At 36.5% G+C, this 12,698-nt stretch carries 8 protein-coding genes and 3 pseudogenes; 5 read left to right on the forward strand and 6 right to left on the reverse strand.

The window, feature by feature from the left end:
• Positions 1 to 929: 929 nt before the first annotated feature.
• Together ACFINI_RS06345 and parA are read right to left on the reverse strand one after the other, a co-directional pair.
• The gene (locus ACFINI_RS06345; protein WP_273790969.1) at positions 930 to 1,160 is read right to left on the reverse strand and encodes a plasmid partition protein ParG; all 231 of its coding nucleotides are present in this window, start codon (positions 1,158 to 1,160) and stop codon (positions 930 to 932) included.
• Positions 1,157 to 1,786, reverse strand: coding sequence for a ParA family partition ATPase (parA, locus tag ACFINI_RS06350; RefSeq protein WP_375646883.1), 630 nt, complete (start codon positions 1,784 to 1,786; stop codon positions 1,157 to 1,159). Before parA ends, ACFINI_RS06345 begins: the two co-directional genes overlap by 4 nt.
• 991 nt (positions 1,787 to 2,777) lie before the next feature.
• Here parA and ACFINI_RS06355 point away from each other — a divergent pair.
• Positions 2,778 to 3,107 (forward strand): TIGR01244 family sulfur transferase, encoded by a 330-nt coding sequence (locus ACFINI_RS06355; protein WP_375646884.1) that lies wholly within the window; start codon positions 2,778 to 2,780, stop codon positions 3,105 to 3,107.
• A gap of 158 nt (positions 3,108 to 3,265) precedes the next feature.
• Positions 3,266 to 3,499: pseudogene (locus ACFINI_RS06360) on the forward strand (D-alanyl-D-alanine carboxypeptidase); the annotation flags it as partial.
• Between the two features lie 1,730 nt (positions 3,500 to 5,229).
• Here the strand turns inward: ACFINI_RS06360 and ACFINI_RS06365 are convergent.
• Together ACFINI_RS06365 and ACFINI_RS06370 are read right to left on the reverse strand one after the other, a co-directional pair.
• A complete protein-coding gene (locus ACFINI_RS06365) occupies positions 5,230 to 6,231 on the reverse strand; it encodes a bifunctional riboflavin kinase/FAD synthetase (protein WP_375646885.1) in 1,002 nt (333 codons plus the stop codon).
• Positions 6,231 to 7,076, reverse strand: coding sequence for a TIGR01459 family HAD-type hydrolase (locus ACFINI_RS06370; RefSeq protein WP_375610592.1), 846 nt, complete (start codon positions 7,074 to 7,076; stop codon positions 6,231 to 6,233). The genes ACFINI_RS06365 and ACFINI_RS06370 overlap by 1 nt, the downstream gene beginning before the upstream one ends.
• A gap of 1,195 nt (positions 7,077 to 8,271) precedes the next feature.
• On the opposite strand from ACFINI_RS06370, the pseudogene ACFINI_RS06375 reads away from it, so the two are divergent.
• A pseudogene (locus ACFINI_RS06375) lies at positions 8,272 to 8,630 on the forward strand (helix-turn-helix domain-containing protein).
• A 1,015-nt stretch (positions 8,631 to 9,645) separates the two neighbouring features.
• On the opposite strand, the pseudogene ACFINI_RS06380 reads toward ACFINI_RS06375, so the two are convergent.
• Both ACFINI_RS06380 and ACFINI_RS06385 read right to left on the reverse strand, forming a co-directional pair.
• A pseudogene (locus ACFINI_RS06380) lies at positions 9,646 to 9,774 on the reverse strand (hypothetical protein); the annotation flags it as partial.
• A 1,150-nt stretch (positions 9,775 to 10,924) separates the two neighbouring features.
• Positions 10,925 to 11,650: a hypothetical protein gene (locus ACFINI_RS06385; RefSeq protein WP_375646886.1), complete on the reverse strand. Its 726-nt coding sequence runs from the start codon at positions 11,648 to 11,650 to the stop codon at positions 10,925 to 10,927.
• Between the two features lie 398 nt (positions 11,651 to 12,048).
• Here ACFINI_RS06385 and ACFINI_RS06390 point away from each other — a divergent pair, with 398 nt between their 5' ends.
• Both ACFINI_RS06390 and ACFINI_RS06395 read left to right on the forward strand, forming a co-directional pair.
• Positions 12,049 to 12,372 (forward strand): TrbC/VirB2 family protein, encoded by a 324-nt coding sequence (locus ACFINI_RS06390; protein ID WP_375646956.1) that lies wholly within the window; start codon positions 12,049 to 12,051, stop codon positions 12,370 to 12,372.
• Positions 12,373 to 12,681, forward strand: coding sequence for a type IV secretion system protein VirB3 (locus ACFINI_RS06395; protein WP_212112790.1), 309 nt, complete (start codon positions 12,373 to 12,375; stop codon positions 12,679 to 12,681). It begins immediately after the preceding gene.
• Positions 12,682 to 12,698 lie beyond the last annotated feature (17 nt).

Consider the following 12,698-nt stretch of genomic DNA (forward strand, 5'->3'; position numbering starts at 1 on the left):
GCATTTGTAACATTATCTGCACGGCAGCTCTTTGTATTTGAAGTGTTAAAACTTCAGCAAAAATTCTGATATCTTGACATTCTCAAAAAGCTTTTTAATCATTTCTTTTCCTTCAAGAACCTCTTGGTAACGAGAAGCAGCACGATATCTTACCCAAAATTCGTCATGCCTATATCCATTGCAAATTCCCTGCAAACGAAAAAATACACCTTTTAATCAACAGATTGCGCTCTTATCATTTCTAAACCACCGGAAAAGAAAGAAAGCTTTAAGTCCCCCCTGTACTTTTTAAAAGCCAATAGAAATGCTAAAAAAGCGATCTTATACATTCCAATTGAAGAAAAAAGCCTATTGCCTTGCGTACCATTACGACTGGCATTAACTATTTAAGACTATAAAGTCATATAAATGTAAGAAATATTGTCTATAATATGCTCAATGACTTCTTTTGTTTATTAGGAAAACTTATAGCGCGTCAATATCAGTAAATTTTACTTATTTTTATCCCCCCCTTATAAACATGAACATAATTTAATAAAACGGATTGCTGCATAACAGAAAAAAATAATCAACGCTACTCTTAATTACATTATTTACGCATGTATTAAGTACAATAAACAAAAAAATAACCTGATGTTTAAAATCATTATCAAGATAATTTTATGGAAAATAAACTTATCTACTCATCTAGCGGATAAGATCACAAGTAGTATGATGATTATCACATTTATAGGGAAAAGTTTGAAACGGAGAATTTTTCGCAAACTCATAGCTCTTTCATGCGATGATACAGAACCTTATGAAAAACAACTTGAATGAAGCAACCATTGTGAAAAAAGAAGAGCACTTTTATTATTAACTTCGTATAAAAACAATCGATATCATCTCTAGAAAAAGCACTCAAACCAACGAAATTATCGTATCATTTTTTACACTTTTCCGTATTTTTGTGAAAGCAATTCGCGGACCTCATCAGCTATTTTAGTTCCACGACTTGCACAACTGACCTTAATCAACCGATGCAAACTTTCTGGTATATCAATCGTGAGGCGCTTCATACCTCCACTCATGCTCCCTTTGTGGCTTCCTACCCATGCATCCGCTGTTAAAGGAATTGATTTATTCGTTGGTTTTGTGCCGATTTTAATTTTTTTATTCATCGCACTAACTCCTTGATTTCTGCTGCAACCGCTTCAATCTCTGCTGCTGCTGGTCCTTGCTTATCAACTTCATAAACCGCCTTCCCCTGTGCTGCTGCTTCTGCAAAAATCACGCGCTGCGCAACGCTAGAAGAAAGAACATGCACAGGGTATATACCAAGAGCTTCGTTCACATCACGCCCTATCGCTGTATTGACTATTTTACGATTAATAACAAAAGCAGATTTGAGATTTTCTTTATAAACGCGTGCTTCGTCAATCAGCTTTACAATTCCATCCGCTGCCCAAATATCATAGGGACTAGGCAAAACAGGTATAAGCACCAAATCCGAAGCCATAAGAGCACTACGAGCAAGATCAGTTACACGCGGAGGACCATCGATAATAATATGATCATAACCATGACCAATCTGTGTAATCTCTTTGTGAACCGTTGCACGCGGTAAACCAATAACTGAAAACAAAGGAGCATCTTCACGTACAGCAGCCCAATCCAATGCGCTTCCCTGTGGGTCAACATCAATAAGCAATACCCGTGTACCAGTACGTGCAAAACTGGCAGCAAGATTAACACTCAACGTCGTTTTTCCGACACCTCCCTTTTGATTCAAAAGTCCAATGATCATCCATTACGCCTTTCAGTATTATCGTTTTTACGATTATACTGAAAGTAATAAAAAAACAAGCATCCAATACGTGCAAAATAACCATTTCTCCCATTTTCAGGATAAATAACAATAGCCCGCAATTTTTTATAATATTCTTTAACATGAGCAAAACATTATGAAGATGATATTCTTGAAAATAACAAAATAAATTTAAAAGAGGCATGCTCTTCTTCCCCCTCCCTAAAACGAAGATTCTTAAATCCATGTCGATCTGTAAACAATGCGCTGTAAATGATCCAGCTTCTTATTTTGCGCCTGCCATTTTGGCTTCTCCCTTCATGCAATCCACTTAATACAACTCTACAAACAAGCTCCACTCTGAATATACAACAAACTATAAGGAGAATTCATTGTTTTACGCGTTGAATGAGAGAGCTGAAATCAGGAAGATTCTCTCATTTCATGCCTCTTATATTAAATTAATCAAAATCATGTCTCTTGTACGTTAAAAGCGGGATTGGCGTGTGGGCAAAAACTGTACAAGAAAGGATTTAAAATGCTTCTTATGCAGAATCTCCAGTACCAAGAACTGTTACAATATTGGGGGCTAGCAAATATAATAGGTGCCGACTTCCTTCTTCATAAGCGTAAAAAGGGTGGTGATCCATGAATTTTATACTCTTTGACGCTCGACAGAGTAAAATGGGCTTAAGAGAAATAAGGGTGCCTCTAGCAAGCGCGTAAACAAGCAACACAATGAAATGTCTATGTTTAGTAAACACGATAGATTATCCATAAAGACCAAACATCCGTCTTTCATACATCGCATAACGAATATGTTGCGGAGTGAGATATTTTGCATCTTATAGCTCATTTTTCCCAAATAGATTTTCTCGACAAAAAGAATATTTTTGTTAAGATGCCACTGAAAAACTTACCTTCATTATGTTCTTTCTATATACCAGACCAGAGGGTATCGTGAAGATCATGCAATTGGGAATAAACAAAAATGAATTTACAACAAATTGAACCTGATATTTTTATCAGCGCCCAACTTAGCATAGAAAATATCAAAACATTGGCACAAGCTGGTTTTAAAACAATTATCTGTAACCGCCCCGATCACGAAGAGCTCCATCAACCTGACTTTTCTAGCATTAAAACGGTCGCAAATGAATATGGTATAAAAGCCTATCACATTCCCATTTCTCCTCCAACTATAGAAAATTCAGCTGTTGAAGCCATGCAAACAATTTTAAAAACCGCCTCTCTGCCTCTTCTTGCCTATTGTCATCACGGATCACGCTCGCTGCATCTTTATCGTTTAGCGCGTCTTTAAACAGAGGTTTCGCACACTTCCTCCTCGCCTTAAAAGACGAAGATTTTTAAATACACATCGATTTTTAAAAAACAATCTGTCAATAATCTTTGTCTTGCGCCTTTCCCTTGGCTTGCCACTTCATAAAACTTTACAAGCAAGCTTTGCACCTCAATATACAACAAGCATGCACACCCGAAGCCATAAAAATGCATGCAAATTCATATGATGATCAAAGAAAATTATTTTCACCTCACCTTTTATCACTGCTCCACCTTCTTTTTCTCTTCCTTTACCAATACGAACTCATTCGTACGCCACAGACACCTAAAACGACAGTAAAACCACTAAGAAAACCCTATATTCCGAATAAAAGGCATGCAGAGTATTTTATAAAAAGCCGTAAGCCATAATCTATGATTAACTGCAACATATTGATTTATAACAATTAATTATTTTGCACATTGAGTGATAAATCCTAATACCGTAAGATTCTCTCAAGCCTATTTATAGTGAATCAATCAAAAGCGTGTTTCTTGCATGTCACAAGCAGGAAGTGTTGGTGTGAAGTAAAACGAGTTAAGAAAAAATCCCTCTCATAAACGCTCTCAAATAGCCAAAGCTGTACAACACTAAAGGCTTGTCAATATAACTGATGATGCTAGATTGCTCTTTTATTAGGCATAAAGATGATAGCGCTCAACGAAACTTGCATGATACCATTCATGAGTGCCATCATGAAAATGAATATGGGAAACGTTGAGAGATATTTCTTTAAAAGAAGTGCATAAATTAGCAACACAAGTATATTCCAGCATTTTATTTTACCTGTGGGACATGATATCCTATTCAAAGAACAACAAAAGCCTGAAGCTGTTATTTTCATGATTTAAGAGATATTGCTCTGGACCCTTTTGAAAGTAGCAACGCCAAATTTAAAAAAGACTGTCATCTGGACTGATTTTCCCCTTTATAACTTCATATTTTTTCCCAATAAGGCTGTAAACCGGTTTCAGAGATTACGCAAATGGATAATGCAATAGGGCTCTCCTCATCTAGCATACAAAAGCTGTAACAGCAGAGAGAGCACTAAAGCGCCTTAATCTTTGTCTCAAACATATTACTGCCATATTGCTGCGTTGAGGATCGCTAAAGAAAAAGTTTTATAAGAAAAACAACACCATAAAGTCATGAATAGACCGAACATAGATTGGAAAGATGTTCTAACTTTTATCCAATATTTCTATCAAAAAACAACAAAACATTATTGGCTTTGTGTTTTCATATCCTTACAAGACTGTCTTTCCTTTTCATTATAGGCGTTACATTTGTGAAAGACAAAGGAAATATATGGATAGTTTTTAACTTGAAAATCTGAAGGATTGACGTGTTACGACAACAAAATTGTGCCTTTATCCATCAAAAGCATTAGAAATTTTGAAACAATACACCTGCTTTCTCGCAATGATTTCTTTTATCTACAATCAATCGCAGTCTCCTTAATATGCATTCCCCATCACAATATACAAGAGAAACGAAACTTAAAGCATTTTCCAGCAGCTTCATTCTCGTTTACGTGATTGGTCAGCACGAAAACTGCTGCTGACCACTAATCTTCTTCACAAGACTCGACAAACAAAACTTTTTTAAAAATATTCATTACATAATACAAAATATCACATGCGTAAGGTTACACGAACCAACTCTCATCATAAACGATGATACAGCATAAATGACATAATAAGCCAAATTAGAAAAAAGAAACAATAAACTTTTAAATAAAAAAAGTCATCAATTAAATTTTATCAAACTATAAGCTTAAGATCGCAAGAAATTTTAAAAACAGCCTTTCTCCTTCTTCACGTCTATTAGTGCTAAATAGGCTGGTTGCTTATTCTTTACTGCATCTTTTATGATAAGTTTTAACGTATCAGAAAGAAACAAGCAGTAAAGTTTTGAATGACAACAAAAACCATAACGTTAACTTTGAAAAAAATGATGCCAAAATCAGATCTTCAGATATTCGATTCTCCCTCTCAACAACGGAAAAAACATATATTCCACGATGTTTTGGAATATATCTTTGTGATTATAATCACTTTAAGTGCTATTTTTACGGCTCTTCTCTCTTTTTCAGATCAGTTTAGGACATATTTTTAAAAGTAAGCAGCCTATCCAACGTTGATAATGGTTGTACTGTCTTTAAAATTTCTTTTGCTTTTTTTTCATCACGATGCATTTGCGCAATCAAAGGTTCAAGCCCATCAAATTTTTCTTGTCCTCGCAAAAACTGGAAAAAAGAAACGGTACAGCTTTCCCCATAAAGGTCGTCGTTAAAGTCAAACAAATAGGTTTCCAAAAGGGGCGCCCCATCCTTAACAACCGTTGGACGACAACCAAAGCTTGCAACACCATCATACAAAACACCGTTCGCACGACGCAAACGTACCGCATAAACACCATGAGCCAAACGAACTTGGGGAGGCAACATTTGATTAGCGGTAGGAAATCCCAAAAGACGTCCAAGTTTTTCACCTTGAATAATATTGGAGCGTATCCGATAGTGATACCCTAACAAATGGGCTGCTTTGTCCACTTCCCCTTGTGAGAGAAGTTGCCGAATAAAACTCGAGGAAATGATCAAAGATTGTGACTCTTGAGGACGAGCAACGCAAGGAACTTGCACAACCTCAAATCCATATTTCTCTCCTCTTTGGCAAAGAAGATGTACATTTCCACTTTTCTGATGACCAAATTGAAAATTTTCGCCTGTCACCACAACTGAAACATCAAAAACTTCCTTTAAAAACGACTTAATAAATTCGTCCGCTGAAAGAGCGGCAAACTGTGCATCAAAGGGCTGTTCAATCACGCCGTCAAAACCAAGGGTTTTAAAAATTTCAGCTTTTTCAGCTGCCTCTGTCAAACGATAGACAGGAGCTGAATGTTGAAAAAAACTTCTTGGATGGGGTTCAAAAGTTAAAACAACAGCTGGTTTCTTTTTTATACGCGCGAAATCAAGTGCTTTTTGCAACACCACCTGATGCCCACAATGAACACCATCAAAATTTCCAAGTGCCAACACTGCTCCCCGCCAAGCCGAGGGAAACATATGAATTCCCTGAAGACGCAAAAAATTAGTCATTACTGAAGTGCCCACATGATTGCTTGTGGTTTATAACCATGATGTTCAAGAAAAGAATGCAAAGCTTGCTTATCAACCACACCCTTTTGCGTATAATCATAATGATGAATCCCCCCCATAATATAAAGGGCATCAAGACCAAAATGAGCCGCCCCCTTAATATCCGTTAAAAGACCATCACCAATAGCTAAAACTTGACTTTTTTCTACTGTTCCCCGTATTTTTTGAAGTTTTTCAAAGGCACATTCATAAATAGGCGCGTGAGGTTTTCCAGCAATGCGCACCTCCCCCCCTAATTGTTGATAAAGACGAGCCAATGCACCAGCGCACCAAAATTCTTTATTTCCATAATGGACAATCACATCTGGGTTCGCACAAATAAAAGGTAAATTCCGCGACCGCATACGACGAAACATCTCCTCATAAGCAGAGGGTTCTTCGTCAAAATCTTCAAGAAAACCGCTACAGACGACAACAGAAGCCTCCCATTCTTCAACAAATTCACACTCTAACCCTTCAAACAGCACCAAATCACGTTGTGAACCAATGAAAAAAACTTTACGTGGAGCAGTCTGAATAAGATCGCGCGTTACATCCCCTGAAGTGATAATGGCATCATAATAGTCGCTATGAACATTCATGCTTTGTAATTGAGCAGCAACATCTTCCTGTAGCCGAGGAGAATTGGTTAATAAAATGACAGTTTTTCCCATTTGTCGGATTTTATACAACGCCTTCAACGCTGGTTCAAATGCATGCACACCGTTATGCACAACACCCCACACATCACAAAAAACAGCATCATAATGCGCTATAATAGTCTCAATATGGGTAAGTTCATTCATGGTGCACCTATCTCTATTTGTCATTTAAAGCTGTCTTTTACTTTAAAACTACTTACCGAAAGATAATACTTGTGTCATCTGCTTTCTCAAACCATATCCCAACTTTTTATCGTCTATAGAGATCATAAGAAATGATAAAATAACTAAGTTATCATTAAGTTGTGCAAAATTCTAAAATGCTTGATAGCAAAAGCTTATCATTCCCCAATGCTCATTTTTCTCATAAAAATTTTAATTCTAACAACAACGACGTTGATAGAGTTTTTTATCTAAAATACTCAAATTCTTCACTGAGAAAATAAACGTATCCCCCTCTTAAAAACATGCATCATGAGAAAGCCCAATATATTTTCTCATTTCAAATTTGTTTATATTGAGTCAATCAAAACCTATTCGCTTACACATTATAAGCAGAGAGCGTACAGATAAAAACACGTGAAGAAAGAAAAAATAGCTCTTATGCTCCCTTTCAAAGGCAAAAACTGTCGTAATATTTTGAACTGGCAGAGAGTATGTGTCGTCCGAGCATCTTTTTTTCAGTAAAGATAGCAATATAGCTTTTATCCCATTCATAGAGGCTTTTACGCTATATACTTTACGAAGCGCCATTGTAAAATAGGCGCTAACATTGAGAAATATCTTCTAAAACAAACATGTGAATATACAACAATCAGATCTATAATGTTTTGAGTTTATTTTGCATGAGGGCTCTTTACTCATAAAAGCTTTCCCCTATCATCATGATATCTCAGACGCATCAAAACAAGCCATTTTGGTTATTGGTTAAGAGCAACACCGTAAGCGGTGCCTTGAGCTTAAAAACCAAGCTTTACCTTCGTAAAATGCATATCTGATGTCATGAGTTGAGTAAGCAAACCTTAAAAGTTTGAAAGGCAAACAACCTCCTATTAAAAAAAATCTATCCGTCTCAAGAAAAACTATTTTTATTGCCAATCTCCTAAAATTACTTTATGAATCGAAAAGTGTTTTGATCGCATACGCAACGATCAAAAGGGGTCTTGAAAACCCGAAACCCTAGCGTAAAAATAAACCCACTATGTGGGTATCCCAGAATTCCGAGAGATTTTGCTATGTCCAGGTGCTCCAAGCACTAAAAGCAAAATGCTGACTAGGGTTCAGTGTTTTCAAGCTCCCGGAATACCAATGCGAGGGCGCTCGCACCTGGAGGGGGAAAATGCAAGCTCAAAATCTTAATATTGATCTTTTTGTAGGCAAAAAAATTCGCTTTAGGCGAAAAGTGCTAAAAATGTCTCAAAAACATTAGGGCATCATTTAGGTGTCACTTTTCAACAAATCCAAAAGTATGAAAAAGGCTTAAATCGCGTGAGCGCAGAACGTTTAAAGGAAATTTCCGATATTTTGAATGTTCCACTTGCCTTTTTTTACACTGATATCATCAAAAAAGACAACGCCCCGTACCATTATGATGAAATCGCCTCGAGCAAAGAGGAATATTTGCTTTTAAAAAGTTTTAGAGTCCTCACATCTGTCAAGCAGAAAGCGATTTTAAACTTAATTTGTGATCAAAATTAAAACGCTTTAAAGCATAGCTATAAAGTGCTACACACCCTATTCTTGTCTTTCTCCCCACACCCCAAAAGGATGCCCCCCTCCTCAAACCGATTGATAAACGATCCGCCTTTTCAAAAATAGCTCCTTCTCAGCTTCCCATTTCATATGGTTCCTTTCACAAAATTATATAAACAAGCCCTCCCTTGAATATTCATCACACTCTCTTATCAAAACACCCCATGTATAAAGTTTTATGTCTTATATCACCACACCCGCAAACAATAGCGTTTTACAGCACAACAGAATAAGTATTTATCTGTATTTAAAGAGTGGCCCCCTTTTCGCTATGGACGCTCTATTTATTTTAAATGATGTACATTTAATATACCTGCTATTAAAGACTTAGTATCTGTTATAGAGTCTTAAAGGCATATTTTCCCTCTAAAATCTCAATGCTACACCAACTCTATCATAAGGCAAAACATTGATTTATAAAGACAATTTATTATTTTACATGTTGAATGAGAATCCAGAATATCGTAAGATTCTTTCATTTCAGACTTGTTCCATGTTGAATCAACCAAAACTATATCTCTTGCAGGTTACAAGTGGGAAGAGGCGTATGGATAAAAACTATTAAGTAAGAATTAAAAATGCCTCAAACGAACCGTCTCAATTACCAAGAGCTGTAAGCAACACCCACAAGCTGACAAACTGTGTGATGGTGCAAGGCTTACTCCGTTATGAAGCGTAAAGATGGGGGGCTCAATGGATTTACCGTTATACCCTTTACGAACAGCGTCGCAAAATAGGCTTGGATACCTTGAGAGATATTTCTATAAGACAATGCTATCCAGTTCTCTCATGATTATAATCCTCAATCTGATAAAGTTGAAACAAACAATAGGATTGCGAATATGATTTGGGGAGCTCATCTGAAAGATGAAAAATGATAAAAAAATTCCGCTATAACAATTGAAGAAGCGAGCATTCGTTAAGCCGTAACTTCTTTATTTTAGAATTTTTATATCACACTTTACTGTTGAGATGCATGACCACGGTCTGTAACATCAAGCTTTGGCGAGAAAAACATTTCAGTATCTGCTTGTAAAACATTTTGACAGTTTTTAGATTCCTTAACAGCTTGTCCTGAAAGAGAACACTTCGTTCCCCATTCTTCTCTTAATTTTGCATCTTTTTTTAAATCTTCTACGCTATAGGTTTTTCACACCCCACGACGAATAATAGAGTCATGCATAATAAATAATTTTTTTCATTTTACTCCTCTTTAAATACCTTATCTGTTAATATTATCCCCCCCAAATGAGGGTTGAATTTTCACACTGTATGAGAATACAGCCTCACTATCCACTTGCTTGCTTTCAAAGTGAACACTCTGAGTAAAGTAACGCAAGAAGAGCTCACAATAGCCATCGTATGAGTTTGTCATAAAATACAATAAGAAGGGAAAGAGCCCAAACTGAATACAAACGATGAAATCAGAAGGCGCATTAATGCTTTTGTTCAACTGATTTCAAATAGTTACATTGCAATAGGCATCGCCCTTAGCCCTATAAAAAGCCTATGAGCATTATAAGACTTAAGTCTCACGATCATTAAACCACAAAGCTATAACAAAAAAGTATGAACTCTTTTTACCTATTTGTATGTTGATTATTGTTCCTCCATCGAGGCCTAAATAGAAACGTTTTGTGATATATAGAAAACAATCAGCAATGCAAATCATTTTACGAAGATTTCTTCGTATAGAGTCTATTTGAAATCCATCCATCATTTGAAAGTCTGAATTTAAAAGCAGATAATTATGAAAGCTTTTCAAGGAATGCAACAGATTGATCACTTTTAAAGAAGTAAAAAACGTGATCCAATCCTGAAGACAAAATTCTGATGAAAAAACTTTTGCTATGAATTCTTTTAAGGCATTGTGAAAGATTTTATCCGTTATATCAAACGTTACACCATTTTTGGGTCTGTTTATTTTTTACTTTTATCAACACCGCTCTAGAAATCCGTTTCTTGAGCGTTTTTTATCGCCTCACTTTCTCCTTCAAACACAAATACTCAAAAATGCTTTGCCACCAACAATGACATTTTCCCGCTTTTATAAAACACATAAGTAAAAATAGAGAAGCGATTTTGAAAGCAACCCTCCCTTGAAAAGGAAAGTACCATCCATTTACTTCCTAAACGAAAATAATCTCACCGTTTATTCAAATTTGCTCTACGATTTGGTACAATTTTACTGATAAAGTTTTCTCTATAAAAATTTAAGTAAATATGTTCGTTAAAACCAATCATGGACTAGCAAAGGGGTTATAGGATCCATTATCTCGCCGCCATTTTAAAGGTTCAGTGAAATCACTCGACCAAAGACCAATCTTGTTGCCACGTGCTTTTTCTTCCGCATGATGATACTGGGCTGGAATAGGATTTTCCCCCTCTTTTGAGAGTACCAACATACCTTCTTTAAGACCTTCCTCAGCTAAATCAACCCCTTGAACAAAACATTGCGCATAATAAACACCATTGTGCATCAAAGCCTGTTTACAGGATAAATCCTGCCCAAGTGTTTTGGTGACAAGCCAAGCCGTTGTAACCGCACCACAGGGCCATTCTTGATCATTTAATCTTGCTTTTTGACGGGGTGCACATGTGTCCACACCATAAAGATGAATATCACGGGAGATATGTGAGCGCCAAGATTGTGCAGCAGGCGTCAGTAATTTAAATGTAACCCCACTTGTAACAGAAGCCTTACCATGAAAAACAACAGCATTATTTGCAACATCATTTAATGAAACACTCTTCTGCAAATCGAGAGCTGGTTCATTTTTTTCTAATTGCTGTTTGGTGATAGATCTACCCAACTTTTTTTCTTCTCGATAGAGATCGACAATATCTTGGATATCTTGCGTCTCAAATGTTTTAAGAATGCTGAAATCCATTTTATCTTTATATTGGCTTAATCCCCACACCGTAGCCCCCATAATGTAAATAATAACAATCAATTTAAATAGCATCTCTTAACACGCTCGCTCAAAAAATTCGTTTTTTTCCTATCATGTCAGATTATTGATCAGCAATCCCCTTGTTTTTAAAGAAAAAATCCAAATATAAGTGTTGCAGATTAACTACATTTTGTAAAGAATGATATTCTTTCTTTCATTATTTTAATATTGTTATTTTTACCAATATACACAACTTAAAATTGCCATTTTCATATAACACAATCTCAATTTGAAAAGACTTCTGTCTCTTTACGAAGAAGAGCTTGAGAGTGAACAGATCCACGATCAAGGCTTTTAAAACAAACAAACGAGAAGAATTAAACTGTCATCAAATGACAGCACTTTCCAGTTTGTTAGAGGCAATGGAATGTCGACATATGAACAAATATTATTTGTTAAAGAGAGGTAAAATGACAGATAATAGATTCCAAAACATCATTTTTATCGTGACCATGCTGCTTTTTACGGCAGTTTTTGTATCTGATTTTTCTTATGCTGCTTCTTCTACTACTGGTGGAGGTGGTCTGGGAAATCTTGATGGTGTTTTAGGCAACATTGTCACAATGATGACGGGTCCAACGGCAAGGCTCATTGCAATTATATGTGTTGCTGCTGTGGGGATTGGCTGGATGTACGGCTTTATTGATTTACGCAAAGCAGCTTACTGTGTTCTGGGGATTGCTATTGTTTTTGGTGCCCCTGCTCTCGTCACTAAATTAGCGGGCACAACATAAATGAATGAAGATACTCTTTTCCTTGCCTGTACGCGCCCGGCCATGTTTGCTGGTGTTACAATGGAAGCGATGGCGCTCAATGTTATGGCGACATCCATTCTTTTCATTTTGACCAGTGATTTTACCATGTTTGGTCTTGGGATTGGGATGCACTTTATTTTGCGAGAAGTGACAAAGTACGATCACAACCAATTTCGCGTATTATTTGCATGGCTCAATACCCGAGGAAAACAAAAAAACCTCAACCGATGGGGAGGAGGTTCAACCTCCCCTTTACGCCTTATCCGCACTTATAAGGAACTAAGCTGAAGGAACGAAACTGGTGA

This window comes from Bartonella sp. AA56HLJMS (genome assembly GCF_042197145.1).
Taxonomy (GTDB): domain Bacteria; phylum Pseudomonadota; class Alphaproteobacteria; order Rhizobiales; family Rhizobiaceae; genus Bartonella.